Origin of the sequence: Edaphobacter sp. 4G125, assembly GCF_014274685.1 — a bacterium.
Lineage (GTDB): Bacteria > Acidobacteriota > Terriglobia > Terriglobales > Acidobacteriaceae > Edaphobacter.
In genome coordinates this window covers 2,821,058-2,846,561 of the sequence record NZ_CP060393.1, presented here as the reverse complement: position 1 = coordinate 2,846,561, position 25,504 = coordinate 2,821,058, and the positions used below count along the sequence as shown (strand labels likewise).

Here is a 25,504-nt window from a genome sequence, read left to right as displayed (position 1 = left end):
GGTATCAGGAGAGTGCTCTATCACCGTTCCCAGCGGTCCGTGGCCTTTAACGAAGAGGCAGTACCAGATCGATAGGAGCCTTCCCGCTTTCCTTGGCGGGACAATGAAAATGGACGCTACGCGTTTCCAGATCCGCCTTGACTGTTGCAGCCTCTGATCGACATTCATCGTTTCCGAAAGCTGCTCTCTGCACCATGTGGCGGACAAAGGGAAAGAACTGGGGCCGGTAAAACACAACTAGGTCCATTCCAGAGTTGCCGGAAGCATCCGTATCCCACGGACTCTTCTCCACGATATAAGGACCACCTAGCGAAGAGATGTCCGCCTTCGACCAGTCGAAGAATCGTGTAAGGGGCATCACAAGCGTTGACCCGATCAACGGCATAAGCAGGATAAGAGCGCCAATGGAGGTCAGCCATCGCGGCCGCATCAGGCTGAAACGAGCGAGCAGGATCTCATATCCTGTAACGGAAACCCAGGCGTGCATAGCATTCATGCGTGGGAAAACCATGCTCCACTGGGTAGCAAGAAAAGCGACTCGCAGAAAGACCGCTGCGAACGCGACGATCAATATCGTCCTGCGAATCCAGGAAGGGATATTCCACCACCGAAAACGCAGAACAATCACAGCGGCGGTCAGCAATCCAAGCAGGCCAAATGTGAGAGGCAGATACATAAGCGTAGAGCGCTGGTCCCGTTCCGTGTGATCACCTAGACGCTTCCCTCAGGAAGCGCCTAGGCCACTGCGCGCCGCGTCGTGTTCTCGTCGCGGCGGTTCAGATTGACGCTGACCACCTTGGAGACTCCCGGCTCCTGCATCGTGACTCCGTAGATGATGTCGGCTTGTGCCATCGTCCGCTTGCTGTGAGTGATCACGACAAACTGCGTGCTGGCGCTCATGTCCGCAATGAGTTTGGCAAAACGGCCCACGTTGGTCTCGTCTAGAGGTGCGTCGACCTCGTCCAGGATGCAGAACGGCGCCGGCTGGAACTGGAAGATACCCACGAGCAGAGAAAGTGCCGTCAGCGCCTTTTCACCACCCGAGAGCAGAAGAATGTTCTGGAGCTTCTTTCCTGGAGGCGAGGCCACAATGTCGATACCACTCTCGGCCGAGTTCTCCGCGTCCGTCAGTTTCATAAAGGCCTGTCCGCCGCCGAAGAGCTTCGAGAAGGTAACGGAGAAGTTTTCGTTGATGACCCCGAAAGCTTCGTTGAACTTTTGCTTCGAGATTTCGTCGATCTCCTTAATGGAAGCCTGCGTATTTTCGATGGAGTCCAGCAGGTCTTTTCGCTGTGTCTCTAGGAAGCTATGACGTTGAGTCGTCTCGTTGTACTCCTCAAGCGCCATCATGTTGACAGGACCCATCGATTCCAGTCTCTGCTTCAGTGCCCGCGAAGTTTCTTCTTCCTCGTGCAGGGCATCGCCATCGATGCGCGCGATGCCCTCGTCTGCTCGAAGCGCAGCCGCTTCCACCGCCAGATCATTCAGACAGGTGGCCTCAATATGTTCGATGTCCGAGGCAAGTTTTGCGGCCCGTGCCGTGTGGGTGGCTCGCTCTTCCCGAAGAGCCTCTGTCTCATGTCGCAGCGTTCGCAGCTTCTGATCCAGTTCATTCATGGTCGCGCGAAGCTGATTGGCTTCTTCGGTGAGTCGTGCGCCCTCGGCAATGGCGGTAGCCTTTGTCTCAGAGAGCTCCGTATGTTGCGCGGCCAGGCTGCTGGTCTCTTCTTCACGCCGCAGCTTCTCCGCTCCCGCAGCCGACAGTTGCTGCTCCACCTGCTGAATGCGCTGATTCTGGCTGTTGTAAAGGCGCGATGTCTGGTCGAAGTTCGCCTGCGCATTGCGGCGACGCTCTTCCAGCCCTGCCAGAGAGGCAGAAGCCTCCGCTGCTGCCTGTTGCAGCTGTTCTCGGCGTCCACGAAGCTCATCGAGCTGCGCCTGGAGATTCGTTAGCGCCTGCTCCAGTCCGGCCCGCTCAGCTTCAAAAGTGGCAGCTTCCTGTTGTCGACGTCCAATCAACTCGGTCTTCTGATTGCGGGCATCGCGATTCCGCTCCGTCGAGAGAGTCCACTCCTGTAGTCGTCGTTCAATCCGTGCTGTCTCCGACTCCATCTGACGCAACGCCGCACCAGAGTTTGCTGCCTCGCGCTCTGCCTCTCGCCTCTCCTGTGTCTTCGTGTCAATGGCTGAGGTCTGTTCTGCGATTTGGCGCTGCAAATCGGCCGTATGCAGGTCCGCTTGGGCTAGTGCCTGCTCCGTCTGCTCAATCTTCTGTTGTACTTCCGTCAATTCACGTTTTAGAGCCAGCGGACCCTGGGCACGTGCCCGTCCACCCGTCACCGTAACGTTATGAAACGTCTCTCCCGTTGGGGCAAGGAAGAAAGCATGCGGATTGGAAAGTGCAAGGCTGCGCGCCGTATAGGAATCCGGAGCAACGTAACCCTCCCGCAACTTAGGCAGGATCACCTCCAGGGATTTTCCAAAACCGTCCAGCACTCGGACGCATTCCCGTAGCGGCACAACGCCTTCGATCTGTGCTGTTTGAACAGCCGCTTCGCTCTCCATGCCTTCAGTAAAGGAGAAGTTCGCCTGTGCATCATTGGGATGGACCAGGAAAGTTGCCCTTCCGGCGACATCAGTCTGTAGAAGATGCATTCCTGCGTTCGCCGCGTCCCAGCTCTTGACGACGATGTAGTTCAGCTCATCGCGCAGAAACTCGTCGACTACGCTCTCGTACTTGCCTTCGACCTCCAGAAAGTCCGCAAGCGTGCCAATCGGGGCCATATTGCCGGACTGCGCAGCTGTGCTCGATTTGAAGATGTTCCGAACGGTCTCCGTGGAATAGCTGTGGTCGCGGATCAATCCCTCAAGAGAGTTGCGCCGTCCGTGGAGCGTGGCCAACTCGCCGCGAAGCTGGTCTCCTCTCCGCTTGTTCTCGCTCTCTTCCTTGCGTCGCGCATCGATCTGGAGTCGCAGTTCCGCGATCTCTGCCTCGAGACGCTTCAGTCGCTCCGTCACCGACTCAAAGGAGATCTTGACCTGTCCCCTTTGCAGCCCCAGAGTCTCCAACTCCTGCCGGGCAGTCTCAGACTCTCGCTCCAGGCGTTGGGCTTCCTGCTCCAGGCTGGCAAGCGCTGCCGCCGCCTGAGCCTCTTCATTTCGAGTCTGAGAGGCACGCTGAACCAGCTGCAATGTCTGCCGCCGATTCTGTTCGGCCTGTTGTTCTACTGCCTGAAGGCCCCGTACCGCCTCCTGCGCTTCGTTTTGCTGCTGCTGTGCAGCCTGCCGAGAAGAAGCGGCCTCCGTGGTCGCGTTCTCCAGAAAATTCTTGTGCTGCTCCAGCTCTCCCGCCAGCGAAGTTAACTGCTCGCGTGCCTGGGCAAGCTCTTCCGTGCCCGAGGTAAGCCTCTGCGTCAGCTCGGCAATGCGGTCCGCGTTCGATGCCGTGCGTGCGGTAATCCGCTCTAGCTCGACTGCTGACTGATTGGCGCGCGCGCCCGCCTCACGAATCTGCTGATCGAGCTCATAGCCGCGATTCACACCTGTGGTGTGTTCCGCGTCCATCTGTTCTAACGTCGCGCCCTGAGCATCGATCTGCGCGGCCAATGCAGCAATCTTCTCGTTGGTTGCAGTCTGTTCCGTATCGAGCTGAGCCATACGGCTAGCCAGCACAACCCGAAGCCGCGTGCGCAGTTCATCGCGAAGTGCGCCGTAACGTTCCGCCTTGGCTGCCTGACGCTTCAGGGTAGCCATCTGCCGTGTGACCTCTTCGAAGATGTCATTGACGCGCGCAAGGTTCTGCTTTGCAGACTCCAGGCGCAGCTCCGCCAAACGCTTCTTGGTCTTGAAGCGCGTAATCCCCGCAGCTTCTTCGATAATGCTTCGGCGATCCAGCGGCTTCGAGCTGAGCAACTGCCCGATTCGCTCCTGGCCGATGATGGCGTAGGACTCGCCGCCGAGGCCCGTTCCCATAAAGATGTCCTGAATATCGCGCAGACGGCAGATCTTGCCATTCAGCAGATACTCCGAGTCTCCAGAGCGGAACAGGCGGCGCGTGATGGTTAGCTCTCCCGCACGTACAGGAGCGCGATTGAACTTCCGGCGACGAATCTTCAGAACAACGTTGTTGTTGCCCGCCTCTACGCCTCCTACGGGAGCTTCAGTGGCCTCGCCTTCGATCACCGTACCTGGCTGTGCTTCAGCAACAGCGTCGTCCGTCTCCTGCGCGTGCTGTTGACGTAGAGCCGCCTCATCCCAATCGGTAGTGTTGGCCATCTGCTCGGCGGGATGTTCGTCGGTGATCACTACCTCTGGCCCATCCGGAGAAAGGCTTGTCCCGTCATAGACCTCAGGATCAACGAGCGTTAGAGAGACCTCGGCCATTCCTGTCGGCTTACGATCTCTCGTTCCTGCGAAGATCACGTCTTCCATTTTTACGCCGCGCAGGCTCTTCGCCGACTGCTCTCCCAGAACCCACGTGATCGCGTCTGAGATGTTCGATTTGCCGCAGCCGTTAGGGCCGACAATGGCCGCAATGCCTTCACCAGAGAGTTGAACCTCTGTGCGGTCGCAAAACGATTTGAATCCGAGAATCTGGACTTTCTTAAGTTTGAGCAAAGTCACCTCTCCACAGGTGTACCGTCGAAATAGGGAACACAGGAATAAGACTGAGCTAAGGTTAGCCTCGGAGAATCACAGAATCAACGGGGATAATACAAGCTATTGTGGATAATCAGTACCTAATACAACCTATGGGTTTACCGCGCAGATATTTGGCCTTTTAGCCCGGTTTCCAATGGCAGAAATTTGTCACAGATTCATGATGGACTCGTTACAGTGTCAGGAGCAGTTTCGAAGATCCGCAAAAATGGCCCGGAAAGTCGCTCCATTCGCGCAGCTTGCCACGGAGCAACGTGGTTTCTATAATCCGCATCATCATGCCATGATGCACAAACTCAGTTGACCCTTCCTTTGAATTGAATGCAAAGGGATGATTGGCTTATGCGTTATCTGTGCTGTGATACATCAAAAATGTAATATATCGGTCTGACCACCCGTTAGAATTCGGTTGGCAGATTTGCGAAAAAGTTTTTACTGAAGAGATTTACTGAGGAGTGTGGGAATGAAGAAGGCAGTGGTTGCGTCTCTCCTGGCGGTCGCTAGCGTTGCATCGTGTGCGCGTATTGCGGTTGCACAAACCCCGGCAGATACCGGGTCTAACGCGCAGTCGGGCGTTCAATTAGCCCCGGCGGAATACAATGCTTATACAGCGGCCATTGGGCAGAGCACACCGCAGACGCAGGCTCCTGCACTGGAGTCCTTCCTGCAGACCTACCCGCAGTCTAAGGTGAAGGAAGATGTTCTGCAGCGCCTCATGCTGGCCTACAGTTCCTTCGATCCGGCTAAGACGCTCGATGCTGCTGACCGGCTTTTGCAGGTGGATCCCAATAACATCCGCGCCCTTACCTTCGAGTCGTACTTCCGTTTGCAGAACGCTGAAAAGCTGACTGACGCAACGGCGAAGCAGGCTGAGCTAGATAAGGCTGCTGAATCCGGCCAGAAGGGGTTGGACGCGCCCAAGCCTGCCAGTTTAGGTGATGCGGATTTTGCCAAGCTCAAGGAAGCGGCTGCGCCTGTCTTTCACCGCGCCATTGCAACAGCAGCTTTGAATAAGAAGGACTCTGCAACGGCGGTCACGCAACTGAAGCAGAGCCTTTCCAGTGTTCCGGTCGACCAGACAAAGACCCCTGGTCCGCTCTTGCAGGACACCTATACTCTCGCTCAGGCGTACTACCAGTCCACTCCTCCGGATTTGTTGAACTGCACATGGTATGCAGCGCGAGCAGCATCGTTTGCTCCCGAGCCCTACAAGTCGCAGATGATGCCCCTGGCCAAATACTGCTACAAGAAGTACCACGGCGCAGACGACGGCTTTGATGCAGTCGCGACAGCCTCGCAGCAAAGCCTTGAACCGCCGGCAGACTTTGCCAGCACGGTTAAGCCTGCTCCGAAGCCTGAAGATATCGTGAAGCAGGTGATCGCAAGTACTCCTGATCTGGCAACTCTGGCAGTTTCCGACAAGGAGTTTATCCTCCAAAACGGAAGCGCGGATGATGCTGCCAAGGTGTGGGACACCATCAAGGGCAAGTCGGTCCAGTTTCCGGATACGACCGTAGTTTCGGTCTCTGACACCGCGCTTCAGGTCGCCGTTTCTGACGATGCTGTTCAATCCAAGACTGCGGACTTTACCTTCAACCTGACTGCTCCTCTCAAGACGCCTCCTGCAGTAGGAGACAAGGTCACAGTCACTGGAACCTATGATTCCTTTACCCCCAAACCACTCATGATCACGATGAGCAACGGAGCTGTCGTTGAGCCGAAGAAGGCTCCAGCGAAACCGACGCCTGCCCACCGTGCTCCCCGTCGACGCTAAAAGGCGAAGGGCATTACGACGAAATCGGCAGCCATCTCGGCTGCCGATTCTGCTTTTCTAGCAAATCAATCGGTCTCTACAGTTTGTCAACCCCTCTTCTCCTCTATCTCGCAGTAAATAAATGGATTATCGATTGCGGATCTTCCCCACGCCTTTCGTTAGAATTAAAAGAGAGAAAGAAGCAGCCGCTTCACCAGAAATGATTTCTCAGGGATTCGTAACCCTATATCGTTGAATACTTTGCAGAGGTCACTCCTCAAAAGCCTGAAATTCTGGATCATCTAGATCGATGGTCCACGCCTAACTATTGTTAATTGAATACTTTACGCTATTTTTGAGGGGAGGGGGAGTAGCGGGCCCATTTTTGTTCCAATGTCTCCAATGTCATGGATCGGCATGATTTATAGCAAAATCATTACGAGGAGAAATCGGAGCCTTGGACACACTGGATCTCAATCGGCGTACATTTTTGAAGCTAGGGAGCACGGCTGCATTCGCATCGTGCATTGGAGAAGCCAAGGCTGAGCCTGGACAAGAGCCGGAGCGTAAGCGCGGCAGCTCATCGTCTCGTTTGGTGGAATACGTCAATCCCCTCCAGGGAACCGCATCCACACGACTCTTCTCTCGTGGAAACACTTTGCCGATCGTCGCTATGCCGTTCGGCATGGCGCACTGGACATTGCAATCCAACGATCAGCGCGGCTGGTTCTTTCAGCCGCAGGATGAGCGCCTGCAAGGGGTTCGCTGTACTCACCAGCTCAGCCCCTGGCTGGGCGACTACGGATACGCCACCGTACTCCCTTTCAGTGGAGAGGCCGCACCGGAGCCAGGCAAACGAGCTTCCTCCTATCGCCCTCACGAGCTTGAAATCTTTCCGCACCGTCTCAAGGTGCAACTCATGCGTTATCGCTGCTGGCTGGAGCTGACGCCGACAGAGCACGGCGCCGCGATGCGCTTCACCTTTCAGGGCGATGGCCAGCGCGGCGTTTTTCTCGATCTGCCCGGGGACGACGCAGAGATCGAGCATGACTCCGCAAACAACTTGATTCGTGCTCTGACCCACCAGAACGAAGGTGGCGTTCAGCCCGGTTTTGCGACCTACTACGTGTTCAAGTCGGATACTCCGATCGCACAAGTCGAGATGAAGTCGTTCCAGAAGCATCGTGTCGCCGTTGTCCACTTCGCGGATTCGAAGGTTGATACCGTGCATCTGCGTGTCGGCACCTCCTTCATCTCCTCCGATCAGGCGACGCTGAACCTCAACGCAGAGATTGGAGAAAAGACCTTCGACGATCTGGCGCATGAAGCGGCAGCAGTGTGGGAAGAGGCACTCGGCCGTGTTCATCTTCAGGGCGCTACGGACACACAACTGCGGACCTTCTATTCCTGCCTGTACCGCACGAAGCTGTTTCCACGCATGTGGCATGAGAAGGACGCTACCGGGAAGATCGTGCATCGCAGCCCTTACAACGGAAAGATCGAACTAGGTGTCCTGTTCGCTGACCACGGTTACTGGGATGACTACCACGCCTGGTACCCGATGATGGCTCTGCTCTATCCAGAACGACTGACGCAGATTCTCGAGGGGTGGGTCAACGCTCTCAAGGAAGGCGGCTGGTTCCCGCAGTTTCCATGCCCCGGCTATCGCGGTGCAATGACCGGCAGTCTTATCGACTCTGTCTTCGGTGATGCTGTAGCCAAGGGGCTGACTGGATTTGATCTTCAAACAGCCTATCTTGGCCTGAAAAAGCACGCGACACAAAAAGGCGATCCCTCCAAAGGCTATGGTCGCGTCGGCATTGAGCACTATCTGAAGCTGGGTTATGTCCCCAGCGACGCGGTTGAAGGCGGAGCAGCCCAGACGCTGGATTTCGCATATGGTGATTTCTGCATCGCTCAGGTTGCGCGTGCAGCCGGTATGTCTGAGGATGCGGCGATGTTTGAGAAGCGCTCGCAGAACTGGAGAAAGCTTTTCGATCCTTCTACGAAGTTCATTCGCGGCCGCAATGCGGATGGATCATGGCTTGAACCCTTCGACCAATACACATGGGGCGGAGCCTATGTGGAAGGCGGAGCCTGGCAATATCGCTTCAATGTCCTCCATGATCCAGAGGGACTCATGGAGCAGTTTGGGGGCAGAGAAGAGTGCGTGAAGCTCCTCGAAGAGATGCTGACCCAGGCCCCGGTCTTTCATGTCGGAACATACAGCGAAGAGATTCACGAGATGTCTGAGATGGCTGCTGTGGACTTCGGTCAGTATGCGCATTCCAACCAGCCGGTCCACAACGTGCTCTACCTGTTTACCGCGGCGGGCCGACGGGACAGGGCGCAATACTGGATCCACCGTGTCCTCAATGAGCTGTATTCTCCAGACAACTTTGCTGGCGACGAAGACACCGGTGCCACAAGCGCGTGGTACATTCTCAGCTCACTCGGCCTGTTTGCGCTTTGCCCCGGCAAGCCGGATTGGGCGCTGGGAGCACCGCTGTTTCCCTCTGCAGAGATTAGATTCTCTTCAGGCCACGTCCTTCGTATCGATGCGAAGAGTCACAAAGCGGGAGCGTTCTACAACCAGGTCAGGCTCGATGGTGTCTCCAAAAGCTCCTTCATCCCTCATGCTGAGTTGATGCGCGCAAAACAGCTTACGTTTCTTGCTGTGTAACTGAGGAGAGTTGGTGCAGTCCGAGAACACCGAGAAAAAATCATGGAATTCAAATCTGCTTCTTCTTCGGATTTTCCTGAGATCGTTGCGTTGACGAACCTCGCCTTTCGAGGTGGAGTTGGATGGACGGTAGAGAGCAAGTACATCGAAGGCGAACGAATCAGTCAGAAGACCCTGGAGGAGAACCTCTCGAAGCATTCCGATGCGTTGCTGATGATCTATCGGGATGAGACGAACGGAAGATTACTGGGATCGGTCTGGCTGGAGCCGAAGCATGATGGTCTCTGGTACATGGGGCTGCTGGCAGTTCAACCTGATCAGCAAGGACAGCAGCTAGGCCGAAAGATGGTAGAAGCCTCGGAGAATGCTGTACGGCAAAAAGGCGGCAGACGTATACGCATCTCCGTCGTGAACGTCCGGCAGAGGCTGATTGCATGGTACGAGCGCCGTGGATATGTAAGAACCGGAGAGCTGGAGCCGTTTCCGTATGGTGATGAACGAGTAGGGAAACCTCTACGAGACGATCTGGAGTTCGTGATGATGGAAAAGGGCTTGTAAGGTTAGTTCTCCTTACTCGCCCAAAATGATTTGCTGAATGGAGTGCGCGCGGCCCGTAGCTCCATCGCAACCGATGAGGACAGCGCACATCTTTGGGTTACCTTTGGCGGCCTCGAACTTTCCCGGCATTCCTGTAAGGAAGCGGTTGAGGACAAGCTCGGTCTCGACGCCAATCACGGAGTCGTAGGGGCCGGACATCCCTACATCAGTGATGAAGGCTGTGCCGTTAGGAAGAACGCGAGCATCGGCTGTGGGGATGTGGGTGTGAGTCCCGAGGACCGCGGTGATGCGACCATCGAGATACCAGCCAAGCGCAACTTTTTCGCTGGTGGTCTCGGCGTGGATGTCGAGCAGGACAACCTTTGCTGTGATCTGGCTGAGAAGTTCGTCCGCCTTGCGAAAGGGGTCGTCGCAGGAGGACATGAAGACGCGGCCCTGAAGATTCATGACGGCATACTGCTGTCCATCAGGAAGCTCGCCCTGGTAGAAGCCGAAACCGGGTGTTCCGACGGCATAGTTGGCGGGGCGGATGATGCGTCGGCTGCGCTCGTGCGAGTCGGCCGGAACGGTCATGTACTCAAAGATCTCGCGCTTGTCCCAGATATGGTTGCCGGTGGTGATGACGTGGGCTCCCATATCGAAGATCTCTTCGGCGATGGAGGGGGTAATACCGAAGCCACCGGCGGCGTTCTCGCCATTGATGACGAGCAGGTCGACGGAGTTGGTTTCGAGAACGTGTGGAAGGTGCTCGCGTACGATGTGGCGACCGGCAGAGCCGAAGACGTCGCCGACGAAAAGGATGTTCACCTCAAAATTCTACATGGGAGAAGGGCAGGGGACGCCACTCCGTTTGCTGTGTTAGTTTGCTTGCGTGGCAAACAGCGAGCGGTTTCAGTTGGGTGTAAGAGTGTTGGCAGTCCTGGCCGCGGCGTCAGAAGGCCGGATGACCTCGGCTGAGATCGCCGAAGAGCTACACGAGAGTCCTGTGATGGTGCGGCGCACGTTTCTGCTGCTCCATAAAGCGGGACTGATCGAACAGCGCAAAGGGCCCAACGGTGGAGCAAGGCTCAAGCTGCCTCCCAAGCAGATCGGGCTGGGAGACGTGTTCCAGGCCACGGCAGGGGACTGGCTCTCAATGGAAGACAAAGCCCTCACCGGATTGCTGAAGAAGTTGCGGGAAGATGCGGTGGAGGCGATGAACGACCACTCGCTGGCCGGTGTGGTGAAGCGGCTGAAGAAGGGGAAATAGCATCGCCCTTTTGGGTGAATTCCCATGCACGTGGTCATATTCACTGCTGGATATCGTTGACTTAGTAGTTGATCGGATGATTCTGTCACGCCTCTGAATCCAAGAGAAGCGATTCGCCCGAGAGTTCCTTCTCTACTGGAGCACGCGGCGGATGAACAAAAGAAACCAGAATAAAGCTGATGATCATAAGGAGAAACCAAGCACCATATTTCTCAAAGTGGACGAAATGCCAGCCATTTTGCTGATGAGGGTAGACCCATATGGTGGCGAAGGTTCCCACATTTTCAGCTATCCAAATGAAGAAAGCGACGAGGCAGAACCCCAATAGCAAAGGCATGCGATGAATCCTTCGATATGGGCGGTAATAAACCCAGGTGCGTCCAAAGGCAATTGCTACAAGAAGAAAAAGTAAAGCGCGCATATCTGGTAGAAAGTGATGCGTGAAGAAATTTAAGTAGATAAGAGCGGCCAAAACCAGGGTGAACTTTTTATTTGGGTAATGTGTATATCGCATGTCTAAAATGCGAGTGGTTCGGGCCAGATAGCTGCCAACCGATGAGTACATGAAGCCGGAGAAGAGAGGGATATGTCCGATTCGGATGAGGTTGTGTTCGGGATAGGTCCAGGAGCCTACGGAGGTTTTAAAAAGCTCCATCAATGTACCCACAATATGAAAGACCAATATGACTTTGGCCTCCCGAATCGTTTCCATCCTGAAAGCAAGCAGAACGAATTGGACCAAAAGTGCAGCAAGAAACAAGAAGTCATATCGTGCAAGACTTGCATGAGGAGGCCAGTAGATTTTTGTTACTAACACGAGGCCGAGAATGATCCCGCCAAAGAGACAGGCCCACGCTTGTTTGAATCCGAAGAGGAAGAACTCCCAGAGAAAAGCGTTGAGCCTGCTTGTTGGAACGTGATGCTCAAGGCGTAATCGAACTTCGTGAAAGCGAGTTCTGGTGTAGCTGAGCATGAACAAAGGTTGATTTATTCGGTTGACTCACCGTGCGGTTGCTCTTCCTTCTGTGCGACTTGTTCGGCGGTCTTTTGTCGTGGGCGCATGAGAGGGAAGAGAATGACGTCGCGGATAGAGCTGGAGTTTGTTAGTAGCATGGTGAGGCGGTCGATGCCGATGCCTTCGCCTGCTGTCGGTGGCAGGCCGTAGCCGAGGGCACGGACGTAGTCGTCGTCGACGGCGGACATGGCTTCTTCGTCACCCTTTTCCTTCTGTTCGATCTGTTGCTGGAAGCGGTTGTCCTGATCGACGGGGTCGTTAAGCTCGGAGAAGGCGTTACCGACCTCGAAGCCGCCGATGTAGAACTCGAAGCGCTCGACCCAGTCGGGCTCTTCGGGTTTGACCTTCGAGAGCGGCGAGACGGCCAGGGGGAAGTCGTAGATGATGGTGGGTTGGATGAGATGCTTTTCGGCGAGAAGCTCGAATACGTCAGCAATCATCTTGCCGAGGCGGTCCGGATATTTACGGAGAACTAATCCCCAAGCCTCGAACATCATTTGCTGATCAGCAGGTTCCTGGATCTCGGGTGACTCGCCTTCGATCCAGATAGGGTCGATGGTCTCTCCGCGTTTTGCGCGATAAGCCTCCATCGCTTTGTGAGCTTCTTCGAAGTGAGCGGCAAGCGAACTCGCGGCAGCAAAGTCTTCCAACCTCGGAGCGGGGCCCGCAGCCTTGGGCCACCATTTGATGATTGCTTCGCGCATGCTCAGCTTAGTCCAATTGCCGAGGTTGATCTCGTTGCCGTTAAAGTGAGTGATCGTGGTTCCGTTGACTTCCATGGCTACGAACTTGATGAGCTCTTCGGTGAGGTCCATCAGGTCGTGGTAGTTGGCGTAGGCCTGGTAGAACTCGAGCATGGTGAACTCGGGGTTGTGCCGGGTGCTGACGCCTTCGTTGCGGAAGTTGCGGTTGATCTCGTAGACGCGATCGAGGCCGCCGACGACAAGCCGCTTGAGGTAGAGCTCAGGCGCAATGCGGAGGAAGAGGTCGATGTCGAGCTCGTTGTGATGGGTGATGAAGGGGCGCGCGGCAGCTCCGCCGGCGATCTGTTGCATCATCGGGGTCTCGACTTCGAGATAGCCGCGGGCGTCGAAGAACTTGCGCAGGGCGCGGAGGACTGCGGCTCGTTTGACGAAGACCTCGCGGACGTTGCGGGGGACTTCTTCGGTTTCAACCGCAGGGCTAACCGCAGATCCTTCGACTTCGCCTGCGGCTCCGCTCAGACTGACACTTTCAGTAGAGGTCGATGCCGAGTTCGCTGACTTGTCGGCCTTGGCGCTGTGGCCGGTGTTCATGAAGAGGTCGACATAGCGCTGGCGGTAGCGAAGCTCGGTGTCCTCGAGGCCGTGGTACTTGTCGGGCAGGGCGAGCATGGCCTTGGCTAGGAAGGCGAGGCCTGTCTGTTCAGGTGCAGAAGTGACGTGGACGGTCAGCTCGCCGGTGCGGGTACGCATGAGGTAGCCGCGGATGCCGATGTGGTCGCCAAGATCGAGGAGCTTGTAAAGGGCAAAGGCGTTCTCGCCGACGTCGTCTTTGCGGACGTAGATCTGGAGGCGCTGGCCGCCCTGCTGGAGCTGGGCGAATCCGGCCTTGCCCTGGAGGCGGATGGCCATGATGCGTCCGGCGATGGCGACCTGTTTGTGGTCGGCTTCGAGCTGCTCGCCTGAAACAGGAGATTCCGTAGAGTCAAACTGGCGCTTGATCCATGGGATGAGGTCACCTTGTTTTTCGTCCCACCCGAGAGCATTGACCGTGAAGGAGTTAGGGTAAGTGGCCTGCGCGGGGTTGAGGCCGTTTTCGGCGCCTAGCGCGGCGATCTGTTGCAGCTTCTCCTGCCGCTGCTGGTAGAGCTTCTGCTCGAATTCGGACTCGAAGTGCAAGGTATTTCCTCTTGAATGATTGTTGTTGTTCAGTATAGCGGCGATAGCCGGGTTCGATTGCGGCACGTGATCGTGATGTAATGGTGTTCGTTATGTCTGAGGATGGGAAAAAAGGCGGCGCGCTGGGTGAGCTGGTAAAGGCTGAGTCGATGATTCAGCTGGCGATTGCTCTGCCTGCTGGCTGCGTGATCGGATGGCTGATCGGGGCGTGGCTGGACCGTCACTTTCACCAGAATTGGATTGGAATTGTAGGCATTTTGATGGGTGCGATCGGGGGATTCCTACAGATCTTTATGACGGCATCGCGATACCTGAGGCGGGATAAGTGAGAGTGTTAGAGACTTTTTCGGACCAGGATTTCCGGCAGACGATCCTGCGGGCGCTACGGCTGCTGGCGGTAATCTCTGTGGTCGGAGCGTTGTTGCTGTGGTGGAAGTTGGGATGGCAGAGTGCAGCGCTGCTGGCGGTAGGGGCGATCATCTCTGCATCAGGGCTGTGGGAGTGGTTGCGTCTGATGAGTGCGGTCATGGCCCGGATGGACCAGGGCGGGGTAGCGAAGCCGATGGGAATGGTTCTGCTGGGATTCTTTCTGCGCCTAGCTGCCACGATAGCGCTTCTGTATGTTAGCCTTAAGGTACTGAACGGTTCTGTTTATGCACTTGCAGCCGGGCTGGCCTTGGGGGTGTTCGCACTCACAGTTGAGGGCCTGAGGCTGGTCAAGGCGTGGACTGTCTAAGAGTTGCTAGATCCTAAAACTGTTCTGTTTATTTTTATATGCCGACTCAGCTTCTGTTTACCAAGTTTCTGAACGCCCACTTTGCTGCGCCAGTCGCCGCGTTGCTAGGGGCGTTTCATGTGCATCCGAAGTATCCGCAGGCTCCGATTACGAATGCCTTTGCGATGGAGTTGCTGGTCTTTCTGATTCTGCTGGCGTACTTCCTTGTGGTGCGGGTGACTCTGAGCGTTGAGAAGCCGGGGGCCTTCCAGCATCTGGCGGAGATGACCAACTCGTTCGTGAGAGAGCAGGGCGAATCGATCATCGGGCATGGCTATGAACGCTTCGTCAGCTTCCTGACGGCGCTGTTTCTGTTCATCCTGCTGAGCAACCTGCTGGGACTGGCTTCGCCGTGGTTTGAGTCGCCGACCGCGAACGCTGTGGTGCCGCTGGGCTTCGCTCTGGTTACGTTCCTCTACTACCACTACCATGGCCTGCGCGCGAACGGTGTTGCTTACATCAAGCAGTTCCTCGGGCCGGTGTGGTGGCTGTATCCTCTGCTGTTTCCCATTGAGATCATCTCGCACTGTGCCCGCGTGCTTTCGCTGACGGTCCGTCTTTACGCGAACATGTTTGCCGGCGATCTGGTAACCCTGGCGTTCTTCTCGCTGGTGCCGATCGGTATTCCGCTGATCTTCCTGGGACTGCACCTGGGCGTTGCCGTGGTACAGGCGTATGTGTTCTTCCTGCTGGCTGCGATCTATCTGTCGCTGGCAGTGGCGCACGATCATTAATCTTGAGTTTGCGGTGGAGGGACTCCCTCTCTACCGTAGCAATAACGCCGCGAGCGTGAGGGTGCCAGCACGGTGAGCATCAACCACCCACTGGTGGCGTATCTGACGGGAGATGGAGTTGATATGAAGAAGCTTCAGTATCTGTTTATGTCGTTGGCCGCGATGCTGCTCGCAACGCCGGCTTTTGCGCAGGGCGCAGCAAACTACTCGCCCGCTTCGCAGTGGGTTCCTCTGGCCGCCGGTCTGGGCATGGCCCTTGCGGCTGGTCTCTGCGGTCTCGGTCAGGGTAAGGCAACCGCTTCGGCCACCGAGGCTCTTGCTCGTAACCCTGGCGCCCGCCCCGGAATCTTCATCTTCCTGATTCTCGGTCTGGCCTTCATCGAGTCGCTCGCGCTGTTCACCTTCGTGATCATCTTCCTCAAGGTGCAGGCGTAAGCTCGTCTGGTTGTTGGAAGGTCCTCGCTTCGGCGAGGGCCTTCTTTGTTTAACCATCCGGTTAGTGGGTAGGGATAGTTTTGTAATGACCCCCCCTATCTTTTTTGCGCAAAGTATTGATGAAAAATAACTTAAGTTCGGACTAGATTTTCTTGCAGGTTGGGGTGGATTTAAACGTATCTTTTGTACTGCTTTAAGTTTAGCTGGTGAGGTGGGGTAAATCTGCAACTTGGATATGGTTTGTTTTGTGTGACATGTATGGAATTTGGGGTTGACAAGATATTGAAACCCAGATCCTTCGACTCACGGCTGAAGCCGTTTCACTCAGGACGACAAATTTTTATAGAAGCCAATGACCTTAGGACGTTAAGTTAATGCCGCAAGGCGCTGCTGGAGAAAGCTGCGAACGGCTGGATCGCGTTCGAGTCCGATGGCCATATCGTATGCCTCACGCGCTTTGTTGCATGCTCCGATGCGAGAAAGCAGTTCTGCGCGCGCTGCCCAGAAGGGTTGGTACTGGTTGAGACGGGTATCGTTCGTAAGCCGTGGCATAGCGTCGAGTCCGGCGCGTGGACCTTCGATTTCGGCGATGGCGAGTGCGCGGTTGATGGCAACGACTGGTGAGTTGGATATGGCTGCCAGCGCGTCGTACAGCGTCACGATATCCGGCCAGTTATTGTGACCGCTGCGGTGTCGCGCAATGTGCGCGGACTGGATGGCCGCCTCGATTTGGTAGCGCCCAATAATGCTTAACGTGCGGGCATGATGGAGAATCACTTCCGCTTCGTAAATCATGCCAGCATTCCACTGCGTGGTGTCCTGCCCGGTGAGCGGGATGTAGGCTCCGCTCGCGTTGCGACGCGCATTGCGCCTAGCCTCGGCATAGAGCATCAGCGCAAGCAGGCCGAACGGTTCCGGTTCAGCAGGCAGCAACTCGACGACCAAGCGGGCGAGAAAGAAAGCCTCTTCGGTGAGATCGCGTCGAGCGATGTCAGTGCCGCCGGGATCGGTCCAGCCCTCGGCGAAGGCGGCGTAGATGGAGTCGAGGACGGCGTCGAGCCGGGGCGCCAGCTCTTCGGGCTCCGGGATGCGGAAGGGGATTCCTGCTTCGTGGATTTTGGTCTTGGCGCGTACCAGGCGTTTGCTCATCGCCGCGGGAGAGACGAGAAAGGCCGAGGCGATAGTCTTTGCATCCAGACCGACTACGACTTGTAGCATCAGTGGAGCGCGTAGTTCTGCGTCGATGGCGGGATGTGCACAGGCAAACATCAATGCGAGGCGACGGTCGGGAATCTCAGTCTGTGCGGATGCAACCTCTAATTCTTCGGAGAGAAGCTGGAGCTGCGGGACGGCTCCGTCACTGGTATTGCGGCGCCGTGCAGCATCGATGAGCCTTCGCCGAGCGGCGGTCAGGAGCCATGCCTCGGGGTTATTAGGACAACCGTTGCGCGGCCAGTCGGCAAGCGCCGAGGCAAAGGCCTCGGAGAGCGCGTCTTCGGCGGCGGCGACGTTGCGGGTGCGCGCGGCGAGGAAGGCAATCAACTTGCCGTAGCTGCGCCGCGCTACCATATCGGCCGTTCTGTGGGCTTCGTGGTTGATGACGACGTCGATGGAGGTCTTCGTCATAGGTCGGTACCTTGCTGTGTTCGAGCGTGGTTAGTAGGCCCAGATGGGACGAACTTCGATAATGCCGTGGCTAGCTCCGGGGCAACGTGCGGCCCAGGCCAGTGCGGTGTCCAGATCGGGGACGTCGATCAGATAGTAGCCGGCAAGCTGCTCTTTCGAATCGATATAAGGGCCGTCCAGCACCTGCGATTTGCCGTCAACCAAACGCACGGTCGTAGCCGTAGCGACCGGCTGCAGCCGGTTGGAGCCGACATAGACACCGGCCTTGCGCAGCGCTTCGCCATAGGCTGTATAGGCAGCTACTCCCTGTTCCTGCTGCTCCTTGGTAAGAGCCTTCCATCCGTCTTCCTGCGAGTAGAGCGCCAGTAGATATTGCATTGTTGTTCTCCTGTTCCGTCTGTAGTCAGGATTATCTCCTGCTACTGGTATGTCGTCCCAGGGAGGGTGAATTGGACAGGGAAGGGATTTTTTTGCTTAAGGGAACTGTAGAAGTTTAGAGACGGAGCTGTTCGGTTGTCGGTTCAAGAACTTTCGCGGGCTCCTTGCGCTCCGCCTAGATGCATAGGGTAGATCTCAAAACGGTTGAGTCCGGCGACGACGGAGGGATCAGTCTCGAGGATGTTTTGAGCAGCGGAGAGATCGGGGACGTTCAAGATTGCCATTCCGAAGGAGCCTTCGGGGGCAAGGACTGGTCCAAATGCGAGCACAGAGCCGGATTCGAAGTACGACCGGATATGGACAACATGCTGCTGCATTAGATCTCGCTCCTGCGGATTCATATCGGCCGCGAAAGATGAGCGTGGCGGGATGAGTTTAAGAAAGAAAAACATAAGAAGACCTCGCTCTTACAGCGAAAGGATATCGCGGGCGAGGTCTTTCTGGTGGATTACCGTTTCTAACGGTTGATGCTGGTCATGGGGTTCTGTGCGGGTTCGACCGGAGTACTATGAATCGTTACATCCGCACTCTTCTGAGCCAGGCCGAGGATGCGGTTCGGAGCGACACCGAGAAGCAGGGTCGCAACCGCAGTAAAGGTGAGGGCGATTGCTGCGGGGATTGTGACCGGTGCATGGGCGTCGACACGGTCGTTTTCCGTGTGCGGGCGGGTGTAGAGAGCGGCCAGCAGGCGCAGATAGTAGAAGCAGGCGATACCGCTGTTGAGCAGGCCGAAGACCGCAAGCCAGACATTACCTGCATGCAGCGCAGCCGTGAAGACGTAGAACTTACCGAAGAACCCTCCGGTGAAAGGGATTCCAATCAGCGAGATGAGGAAGAGGCCGAGTGCGGCGGCCAGCACCGGACGCTTGAGGGCAAGGCCGGTGTAGTCATCGATGGTGCGAGCGCGTTCGTCATACCCGCCGATCAAGGTGATGACGGTAAAGGCGCCGACGTTCATGGCAGCGTAAGCGGCGGTGTAGAAGCAGGCTGAGGCAATGCCGTCAGCAGGGAAGGCCGTATAGGCGACCAGCAGATAGCCCGCGTGCGCGATGGAAGAATAGGCCAGCATGCGCTTGACGTCGCGCTGAAGCAGAGCGCCCAGATTCCCGATGAACATGGAGAGCACAGCAATGACCCAGATCAGCATGGCCCAGCGCGGCTCGTAGGTGGGGAAGCCGGAGAAGAGGATACGGAGCAGGACAGCGAAGGCGGCAGCCTTTGGAGCCGTAGACATGAGGCCGACGACCGGAGCTGGTGCGCCCTGGTAGACGTCGGGGGTCCAGACATGGAAGGGCGCGGCCGAGACTTTGAATCCGATGCCGATGATGATGAGGGCAAGGGAGAGCAGAGCCAGGGTTGGGGAGGCGGTAGTCGAGAGGCCGTGCGAGATGATGTCGATGCGGGTGGAGCCGGTGGCGCCGAAGGCCAGTGCGATTCCGTAGAGGAAGAAGGCCGTGGCGAAGGATCCAAGCAGGAAGTATTTGATGGAGGACTCGGCGGTCGCGGCCTGGCCTTTGCGGAAGCCGGCCATGATGTAGGTGGAGATGGAGGAGATCTCAAGTCCAACAAAGACCATGAGCAACTCGACGGAGCTGGTCATGAGCATCATGCCGACCGCGCCGAAGAGGACGAGCGCAAAGTATTCGCCTGCGTGGGAGGCGTGACCTTCAAAGTAGTCGATCGAGCTGAGCAGCGTGACCAGAACAATGGCCGCAATCAGTAGATGGAAGAAGACCGAGAATGCGTCCACCTGAATGGTTCCGAAGAAGGCATGGATGGTGCCGAAGCCGAGCTGATACCAGCTGGCAAGACCAGCGGCGAAAGTTCCGAGGACCGCGAGCCAGCCGAGGGGCTTGCGGGTTGCTCCCACGGGGAAGAGCGGTTCCGCCAGCATGATGATGACCCCGGCGAGGGTGAGGATGATCTCGGGCAGAAGAGCAAGGACGTTAGGAGACATCTATCGGGCTCCTTTCGCCGCAGAGGATGTTGTCATGGTTGCTGTCTCAGGTGCAGTCGCGCTGCTCGAAGAAGCTTCGAAGTTTACGGTAACGGCTTGACTGTGATTGACCGTGGCCGCGATACGGGAGCCAGCGGTGTCGATTGCCCGCATGAAGACAGGCGATGCGATTCCCATGAAGAGGAAGAGCGCGACCAACGGCCAGAGGGCCAGGTGTTCGCGAGAGGTGAGGTCGTAGGGAATCACGCGCTCGGCGCGGCGGCTGAGATCGCCGTAGAAGACCCGTTGAATCATCCAGAGCATGTAAGAGGCGGTGAGGATGACGCTGGTGGTGGCGAAGGCCGTCCAGCCGACATGATGCGCTATAGCAGACTGCATCGCTCCGGAAAAGACGAGGAACTCACCAACGAAGCCGTTGAGCATGGGGAGGCCTGCGGTGGAGAGCGCCGTGAGAACGAACATGGTAACGATCCACGGCAGACGAGAGGCCAGGCCGCCGTACTCGCGCATGTCGTAGGTGTGATAGCGCTCGTAGAGCAACCCGAGGAGCATGAAGAGAGCTGCGCCGCCGATGCCCTCGTTGAGGATCTGATAGATCCCGCCGTCGATACCGGAGACAGTGAAGGCGAAGATGCCGAGAATGACAACGCTGACGTGGCCGAGGGTGGCGAAGGCAGCGAGGCGCTTGAGGTCTTTCTGGACGAGAGCGATGAGCGCGCCGTAAACGATGCCGATGGCTCCCAGAGCGAGCATCAGGGGAGCGATGCGGTGCGACTGGGCAGGGAAGATGCCGAAGGAAAAGCGCAGGATCGAGTAGAGACCGAGCTTCCCGGCAATCACCATGACTGCGGCAGTGGGGGCTTCGGAGACGGCATCAGACAGCCAGCCGTGCAGCGGGAAGACCGGAACTTTGACCGCAAAGGCTACAAGGAAGGCCAGGGAGGCAAGCCAGAGAGCAGCTTGATTGGAGGAGATGCTGTGGGTTGCAGCCAGCTGTGCGAGCTGAGGGAAGTCGAAGGTGCTGGTGCGGGCGTAGAGCCAGAGCATTCCGACGAGCAGGATAGCCGAGGGGATAAAGGCGTAGAGAAAGAACTTGATGGCAGCGCGACGGCGGTTTTCGGTACGCCCAAAGGTGGCGATCAGCAGCGCCATGGGGACGAGAGAAAGCTCCCAGAAGGCGTAGTAGAGGAAGAGATCGAGCGAGACGAAGATGCCGAGCATCGCGACTTGCTGGAGCAGGAAGAGGGTATAGAAGAGGCGGCGACGGTTGTCGATAGCACGCCAGGAGATGAGAACGCCGAGCGGAGCGAGAAGGCCGGTGAGGACAACAAGCCATAGCGAGAGGCCATCGGCGCCGACGTGATAGTGGATGGAGGGAGAGGTGATCCAGGAGAGGTTCTGCTGGAACTGGAAGGAGTCCGCGGGAGCGCTGTAGTCGTAGTGGAAGGGAAGGTGAAGCGTAAAGAAGAAGGTCAGCAGAGTGACGATAAGTGCTCCCCACTGCTGAAGCTTGTCACGGTCGGGCAACAGTGCGAGGACGATGGCCCCGACCAGCGGGGTGAAGGTGATGATCGTCAGGATGTTGTGATCGAGATTCATCGTTTCCTTTTAGTACTTGATGCGAAAAACAGATTCCTCCGCTGCGGTGCGGAATGATAAGCAAAATTAGTTCAACCAGCGTGTGTGGCCGAAGATCATGACAGCGATGACGGCGGCTGCTCCCAGAGCAAGCCAGCCAGCATAAGAACGAATGTTTCCGGATTGGACGCGGCGAACCAGCGCACCAAGTCCGAGGGCGGACGCTCCGGCAGCATAGCCAGAGCCGTTGACCAGGCCACCATCGACAAGAGTGCCCAGGATGAGACGAGAGAAGACCAGCAACGGTGTGACGATCAGTGCCTGATAGATCTCGTCAACGTAGAACTTGTTCTCGACGAGGCGATAGAGGGCAGGGAATTTCTGCGCGTAGCTTGCGGCGGTTCCGGGCTTCTTGCAGTAGAGCACGTAGGCAATGAAGAGGCCGAGAAGCGCGACGAGCACGGAGACGGCAGCAAGGCCGAGTTCGGTGGAGTGGCTGACAACTTCGGTGACCTGAACGCCGGAGAAGACAGGTGCGAGGAACTCGCCAATCTCGTCGTGGCCGCCAAGGGCAGCAGGAACACCCACCCATCCTCCGATGATGGAGAGCAGGGCGAGAACCATGAGCGGGAGCGTCATGACGAGCGGGGACTCGTGGACGCCGTGCGCGTGTCCATGGTCTCCGTGGTGAGCGTCACGGTGGTGCTCTTCGAAGCGCTCCTTGCCGAAGAAGGTCTTGAACCAGAGCCGGAACATGTAGAACGAAGTCATTCCGGCTGTGACGAGGCCGACGAGCCAGAGAAGCTTTCCGATTGGATTCGGGCTGGTGAAGGCGCGGAAGAGGATTTCATCTTTGGAGAAGAAGCCGGCGAGCGGGGGGATTCCAGCGATGGCGAAGACACCCATCGTCATGGTCCAGAAGGTGACGGGAATGCGCTTGCGCAGGCCACCCATCTTGCGCATGTCCTGTTCACCGGAGAGGGCGTGAATGACAGAACCGGCGGCGAGGAAGAGCAGCGCTTTAAAGAAGGCGTGCGTGAGGAGGTGGAAGATCCCGGCGGTGTAGGCCCCGACTCCGCAGGCGAGGAACATGTAGCCGAGCTGCGAAACGGTAGAGTAGGCGAGCACGCGCTTGATGTCGTGCTGGACCATACCGATGCAGGCGGCGAAGATGGCAGTGGCGGCTCCGATGATGGCGACGACGCCCAAAGCATACGGGCTGCGGTCGAAGATGACATGTGCGCGGGCCACCATGTAGATGCCTGCGGTGACCATGGTGGCGGCATGGATGAGGGCCGAGACTGGGGTGGGTCCTTCCATGGCGTCCGGGAGCCAGACGTAGAGAGGAATCTGCGCGGACTTACCGGTGGCTCCTACAACAAGCAGGAGCGCGATAGCCGTGAGGATGCCGCCCTGCCACTCGGAGTGTTGCGAGATGGAGGTGAAGATGGTGTCGAAGTCGAGCGAACCAAAGTTGGCGATGAGAAGGAACATCGCCAGCAGGAAGCCAAAGTCGCCCACGCGGTTGACGATGAAGGCCTTTTTGCCGGCGTCGGCGGCAGAGTCCTTCTTGAAGTAGAAGCCGATGAGCAGATACGAGGCGAGGCCGACACCCTCCCATCCAACGAAGAGGAGCAGGAAGTTGGCGGCGAGTACCAGAACCAGCATGAAGAACATGAACAGGTTCAGGTAGGCGAAGAAGCGCCAGTAGCCTTCCTCGTGGGCCATGTAGCCGACCGAGTAGAGATGAATAAGGAAACCGACGCAGGTGACAACGCCGAGCATGATGAGCGTCAGGTGGTCGACGGTGAAGGCGAAGTCAGCATGAAAGCCAGAGACGGAGATCCAGGAGTTGCCGAAGAGCGTGATGGTGGAGTGGATGGACTCGGGCGCTCCGGCAGCCTTCATGGTGAACCAGAGCCAGACCCAGAGGCTAGCGGAGAGAAAAGTGGGGATAAGCGCGACGGCAGAGACGAGCGGGCGGGGAAGGCGGCGGCCCAGGGTTCCGTTAATGAGGAATCCCGCGAAGGGAAGCAGCGGAATCAGCCAAAGATAGTCAGCGGGCATCTCGAGTCTCGTGTCCTTAATTCTTGAGCAAATTGACCTGGTCGACGTTGAGGGTCTGGCGGGTACGGAAGATCGCGATAATGATGGCCAGCCCGACGGCTGCCTCGGCTGCGGCAACCACCATGACGAAGAAGACGAAGATCTGTCCGGTGATCTGGTGCCACATGTGCGCAAAGGCGACAAAGGTAAGGTTTACGGCGTTGAGCATCAGCTCAATCGACATGAAGATGGTGATAATGTTGCGCTTGATGAGGAAGCTGGCAACGCCGACGCAGAAGAGAATGGCGGCGAGGATCAGGTAATAGGAAATCGGGACGGTCATTTTATATTCCCCCTCCTCTGTTTGCGTACTGCTGCGCGGATGCAGATGCCGGCGGCGATAAAGGCAGTGAAGACTGGCACGAAATGGTTCATCTGAATGTGCATTACTGCTCCTTTCGCGCGAGCACGACGGCTCCAAGGATGGCCACGAGGATCAGAATGCTGGTGACCTCGAAGGGAAGCAGGAGGTCCTTGAAGAGCACCTGCGAAATCTCAGCGATATTATTGACCGCGTGGGTGAGGTGGCTGGTGATATCGGTTGAACCGAAGGCCTTGCTGTTCGTGAGGAAGACGAAGCTCAGCAGACAGAAGACGGCTGCCGCTCCGGGAACTCCAGCGAGATAGGCCGCGCGACTGCCGTGGGTGCGTTCTTCTTCGCCAGCGTTCAACAACATGACGACAAAAACGAAGAGCACCATGACGGCTCCGGAGTAGACGATGACCTGGGCAGCGGCGAGGAACTCGGCTCCGAGTGACCAGTAGAGGACCGCCAGCGACATCATGACGACGACGAGTGAAAGCGCCGAATTGATAGGGTGCCGCTGCAGCAGGAAGTTGACGGCTCCGGCGACGGCGAGCAGACCAAAGATAATGAACAGTGCCAGTTGCATGATGCTCCGCGGATTCGGTTCAGTGAATCGCTTGAATCATTGAGACTACGCGAATTTTCGGGCTACCTGTTGATTGTAAAGCAGGTAGCGTTGGGCTCATCCCTTGAGTGCGAGGACGAGGCTGGTAGCAAGAATGTTGAGGATCGCGACTGGAAGCAGAAACTTCCAGCCAAAAGCCATGAGCTGGTCGTAACGGAAGCGAGGCAGCGTGGCCCGGACCCAGATGTAAAGCAAGAGAAACGCGAAGACTTTGACGACGAACCAGAAGACCGGAAGAATCGCTGCGATGATCACGTTCGAGGGCGTCGGCAGCAGATTTCCGAAGGGACTGGTAGGGCCACCGAGGAAGAGCAGAGTCGCGACGCAGGCGACGGTGATCATGTTGGCGTATTCGGCCATGAAGAACATGGCGAACTTCATGGAGGAGTACTCGGTGTGGTATCCGGCGACGAGCTCGGACTCGGCCTCGGGGAGGTCGAAGGGAGCGCGGTTGGTCTCGGCATAGGCCGCCATGAGGTAAATGAAGAAGGCGACGAACTGGAAGCCGCCGAAGAGGTTCCAGGAGAGCATGCCATGTCCAGCCTGGCTGTCGACGATGTCACGAAGGCGAAGCGAACCGGCGCGAAGGACAACGCCAACCAGCGAGAGGCCGAGAGCAAGCTCGTAGCTGATGACCTGTGAAGTTGCGCGTAACGAGCCGAGCAGAGCGAACTTGTTGTTGGACGACCAGCCAGAGAGGGCGATTCCATAGACGCCGATGGAGGTGATGCCGAGGATCACCAAAAGGCCGATGTTGATGTCGGAGATGGCGAACATGTCCACGCCGGCGACATGGGTGACTGCGCCGAAGGGAACGACAGCGATGGAGATGAGCGCGCAGGTGAGCGCAATGATGGGAGCGATGAGGAAGAGCGGACGCTCAGAGGCCATGGGCATGAGGTCTTCTTTGAGGAACAACTTGATGCCGTCGGCGAGAGGTTGGAGCAGGCCGAAGGGACCGACGCGAGAAGGACCCCAGCGATTCTGCATACGGCCGAGAACCTTGCGCTCGAGAAGAACCGTGTAGGCGACGGCCGTCAAGGTGATGACGAGCACGACGACGATCTTGAGGATCGAGAGCAGCAGGAATGTCTGGAAGTCGGTGAGGTGGCTCACGGTTTTTTAC

At 57.1% G+C, this 25,504-nt stretch carries 22 protein-coding genes; 8 read left to right on the top strand and 14 right to left on the bottom strand.

The genetic code is table 11. The features are described 5' to 3' along the window. Window positions 1-46: 46 nt before the first annotated feature. Window positions 47-676, bottom strand: a complete 630-nt coding sequence (locus H7846_RS11885; protein ID WP_186692351.1) for a hypothetical protein — start codon at window positions 674-676, stop codon at window positions 47-49. Window positions 677-735: 59 nt separating this feature from the next. After that, a complete protein-coding gene (gene smc, locus H7846_RS11880) occupies window positions 736-4,617 on the bottom strand; it encodes a chromosome segregation protein SMC (protein ID WP_186692349.1) in 3,882 nt (1,293 codons plus the stop codon). A 505-nt stretch (window positions 4,618-5,122) separates the two neighbouring features. On the opposite strand from smc, the gene H7846_RS11875 reads away from it, so the two are divergent. From H7846_RS11875 to H7846_RS11865, 3 genes are all read left to right on the top strand, one after another. Continuing rightward, window positions 5,123-6,433 (top strand): outer membrane protein assembly factor BamD, encoded by a 1,311-nt coding sequence (locus tag H7846_RS11875; RefSeq protein ID WP_186692348.1) that lies wholly within the window; start codon window positions 5,123-5,125, stop codon window positions 6,431-6,433. 436 nt (window positions 6,434-6,869) lie between these two features. Then, window positions 6,870-9,095, top strand: coding sequence for a GH92 family glycosyl hydrolase (locus H7846_RS11870; protein ID WP_186692347.1), 2,226 nt, complete (start codon window positions 6,870-6,872; stop codon window positions 9,093-9,095). Window positions 9,096-9,137: 42 nt separating this feature from the next. After that, the gene (locus H7846_RS11865; RefSeq protein ID WP_186692346.1) at window positions 9,138-9,653 is read left to right on the top strand and encodes a GNAT family N-acetyltransferase; all 516 of its coding nucleotides are present in this window, start codon (window positions 9,138-9,140) and stop codon (window positions 9,651-9,653) included. A 12-nt stretch (window positions 9,654-9,665) separates the two neighbouring features. Here the strand turns inward: H7846_RS11865 and H7846_RS11860 are convergent, their stop codons facing one another. After that, entirely contained in the window at window positions 9,666-10,460 is a 795-nt protein-coding gene (locus H7846_RS11860) for a TIGR00282 family metallophosphoesterase (RefSeq protein WP_186692345.1), read from the bottom strand. A 64-nt stretch (window positions 10,461-10,524) separates the two neighbouring features. Here H7846_RS11860 and H7846_RS11855 point away from each other — a divergent pair, with 64 nt between their 5' ends. Continuing rightward, window positions 10,525-10,902 carry an RrF2 family transcriptional regulator gene (locus H7846_RS11855; protein WP_186692344.1) on the top strand — a complete coding sequence of 126 codons (378 nt, stop codon included), beginning with the start codon at window positions 10,525-10,527 and terminating at the stop codon, window positions 10,900-10,902. A gap of 85 nt (window positions 10,903-10,987) precedes the next feature. Here the strand turns inward: H7846_RS11855 and H7846_RS11850 are convergent, their stop codons facing one another. Both H7846_RS11850 and H7846_RS11845 read right to left on the bottom strand, forming a co-directional pair. Continuing rightward, window positions 10,988-11,875: a DUF817 domain-containing protein gene (locus tag H7846_RS11850; RefSeq protein WP_186692343.1), complete on the bottom strand. Its 888-nt coding sequence runs from the start codon at window positions 11,873-11,875 to the stop codon at window positions 10,988-10,990. A gap of 14 nt (window positions 11,876-11,889) precedes the next feature. Beyond that, window positions 11,890-13,797 carry a lysine--tRNA ligase gene (locus tag H7846_RS11845; protein WP_186692342.1) on the bottom strand — a complete coding sequence of 636 codons (1,908 nt, stop codon included), beginning with the start codon at window positions 13,795-13,797 and terminating at the stop codon, window positions 11,890-11,892. Between the two features lie 92 nt (window positions 13,798-13,889). Between H7846_RS11845 and H7846_RS11840 the strand changes: the two genes are divergently transcribed. The 4 genes from H7846_RS11840 (at window position 13,890) to H7846_RS11825 (ending at window position 15,741) form a co-directional block, all read left to right on the top strand. After that, window positions 13,890-14,126, top strand: coding sequence for an AtpZ/AtpI family protein (locus tag H7846_RS11840; protein WP_186692341.1), 237 nt, complete (start codon window positions 13,890-13,892; stop codon window positions 14,124-14,126). Continuing rightward, window positions 14,123-14,533, top strand: coding sequence for an ATP synthase subunit I (locus tag H7846_RS11835; protein WP_186692340.1), 411 nt, complete (start codon window positions 14,123-14,125; stop codon window positions 14,531-14,533). The genes H7846_RS11840 and H7846_RS11835 overlap by 4 nt, the downstream gene beginning before the upstream one ends. 38 nt (window positions 14,534-14,571) lie before the next feature. Then, window positions 14,572-15,306: a F0F1 ATP synthase subunit A gene (gene atpB, locus H7846_RS11830; protein ID WP_186692339.1), complete on the top strand. Its 735-nt coding sequence runs from the start codon at window positions 14,572-14,574 to the stop codon at window positions 15,304-15,306. Window positions 15,307-15,429: 123 nt separating this feature from the next. Next, window positions 15,430-15,741, top strand: a complete 312-nt coding sequence (locus tag H7846_RS11825; protein ID WP_162403829.1) for an ATP synthase F0 subunit C — start codon at window positions 15,430-15,432, stop codon at window positions 15,739-15,741. Between the two features lie 366 nt (window positions 15,742-16,107). Here H7846_RS11825 and H7846_RS11820 read toward each other — a convergent pair whose 3' ends face one another. From H7846_RS11820 to nuoH, 9 genes are all read right to left on the bottom strand, one after another. Further along, window positions 16,108-17,367 carry an RNA polymerase sigma factor gene (locus H7846_RS11820; protein WP_186692338.1) on the bottom strand — a complete coding sequence of 420 codons (1,260 nt, stop codon included), beginning with the start codon at window positions 17,365-17,367 and terminating at the stop codon, window positions 16,108-16,110. A gap of 30 nt (window positions 17,368-17,397) precedes the next feature. After that, window positions 17,398-17,745, bottom strand: a complete 348-nt coding sequence (locus H7846_RS11815; protein ID WP_186692337.1) for a YciI family protein — start codon at window positions 17,743-17,745, stop codon at window positions 17,398-17,400. Between the two features lie 143 nt (window positions 17,746-17,888). Next, window positions 17,889-18,146 carry a YciI family protein gene (locus tag H7846_RS11810; protein ID WP_255460992.1) on the bottom strand — a complete coding sequence of 86 codons (258 nt, stop codon included), beginning with the start codon at window positions 18,144-18,146 and terminating at the stop codon, window positions 17,889-17,891. A gap of 116 nt (window positions 18,147-18,262) precedes the next feature. After that, a complete protein-coding gene (locus tag H7846_RS11805; RefSeq protein ID WP_186692333.1) occupies window positions 18,263-19,762 on the bottom strand; it encodes an NADH-quinone oxidoreductase subunit N in 1,500 nt (499 codons plus the stop codon). After that, window positions 19,763-21,361, bottom strand: a complete 1,599-nt coding sequence (locus H7846_RS11800) for a complex I subunit 4 family protein (protein WP_186692331.1) — start codon at window positions 21,359-21,361, stop codon at window positions 19,763-19,765. Window positions 21,362-21,427: 66 nt separating this feature from the next. Beyond that, window positions 21,428-23,407 (bottom strand): NADH-quinone oxidoreductase subunit L, encoded by a 1,980-nt coding sequence (nuoL, locus tag H7846_RS11795; protein WP_186692329.1) that lies wholly within the window; start codon window positions 23,405-23,407, stop codon window positions 21,428-21,430. Window positions 23,408-23,423: 16 nt separating this feature from the next. Then, complete coding sequence (gene nuoK / locus H7846_RS11790; protein ID WP_186692327.1) at window positions 23,424-23,729, bottom strand: NADH-quinone oxidoreductase subunit NuoK; 306 nt, start codon at window positions 23,727-23,729, stop codon at window positions 23,424-23,426. A gap of 103 nt (window positions 23,730-23,832) precedes the next feature. Next, complete coding sequence (locus H7846_RS11785; RefSeq protein WP_186692325.1) at window positions 23,833-24,339, bottom strand: NADH-quinone oxidoreductase subunit J family protein; 507 nt, start codon at window positions 24,337-24,339, stop codon at window positions 23,833-23,835. 96 nt (window positions 24,340-24,435) lie between these two features. After that, entirely contained in the window at window positions 24,436-25,494 is a 1,059-nt protein-coding gene (gene nuoH, locus H7846_RS11780) for an NADH-quinone oxidoreductase subunit NuoH (protein ID WP_186692323.1), read from the bottom strand. Window positions 25,495-25,504: the final 10 nt, after the last annotated feature.

What these genes read in the sequence shown, in the direction of transcription:
- H7846_RS11885 (WP_186692351.1), bottom strand. Translation starts at nt 676, where the DNA reads ATGTATCTGCCTCTCACATTTGGCCTGCTTGGATTGCTGACCGCCGCT.
- H7846_RS11875 (WP_186692348.1), top strand. Translation starts at nt 5,123, where the DNA reads ATGAAGAAGGCAGTGGTTGCGTCTCTCCTGGCGGTCGCTAGCGTTGCA.
- H7846_RS11865 (WP_186692346.1), top strand. Translation starts at nt 9,138, where the DNA reads ATGGAATTCAAATCTGCTTCTTCTTCGGATTTTCCTGAGATCGTTGCG.
- H7846_RS11850 (WP_186692343.1), bottom strand. Translation starts at nt 11,875, where the DNA reads ATGCTCAGCTACACCAGAACTCGCTTTCACGAAGTTCGATTACGCCTT.
- H7846_RS11840 (WP_186692341.1), top strand. Translation starts at nt 13,890, where the DNA reads ATGTCTGAGGATGGGAAAAAAGGCGGCGCGCTGGGTGAGCTGGTAAAG.
- atpB (WP_186692339.1), top strand. Translation starts at nt 14,572, where the DNA reads ATGCCGACTCAGCTTCTGTTTACCAAGTTTCTGAACGCCCACTTTGCT.
- H7846_RS11825 (WP_162403829.1), top strand. Translation starts at nt 15,430, where the DNA reads ATGAAGAAGCTTCAGTATCTGTTTATGTCGTTGGCCGCGATGCTGCTC.
- H7846_RS11820 (WP_186692338.1), bottom strand. Translation starts at nt 17,367, where the DNA reads ATGACGAAGACCTCCATCGACGTCGTCATCAACCACGAAGCCCACAGA.
- H7846_RS11815 (WP_186692337.1), bottom strand. Translation starts at nt 17,745, where the DNA reads ATGCAATATCTACTGGCGCTCTACTCGCAGGAAGACGGATGGAAGGCT.
- H7846_RS11810 (WP_255460992.1), bottom strand. Translation starts at nt 18,146, where the DNA reads ATGAATCCGCAGGAGCGAGATCTAATGCAGCAGCATGTTGTCCATATC.
- H7846_RS11805 (WP_186692333.1), bottom strand. Translation starts at nt 19,762, where the DNA reads ATGTCTCCTAACGTCCTTGCTCTTCTGCCCGAGATCATCCTCACCCTC.
- H7846_RS11800 (WP_186692331.1), bottom strand. Translation starts at nt 21,361, where the DNA reads ATGAATCTCGATCACAACATCCTGACGATCATCACCTTCACCCCGCTG.
- nuoL (WP_186692329.1), bottom strand. Translation starts at nt 23,407, where the DNA reads ATGCCCGCTGACTATCTTTGGCTGATTCCGCTGCTTCCCTTCGCGGGA.
- nuoK (WP_186692327.1), bottom strand. Translation starts at nt 23,729, where the DNA reads ATGACCGTCCCGATTTCCTATTACCTGATCCTCGCCGCCATTCTCTTC.
- H7846_RS11785 (WP_186692325.1), bottom strand. Translation starts at nt 24,339, where the DNA reads ATGCAACTGGCACTGTTCATTATCTTTGGTCTGCTCGCCGTCGCCGGA.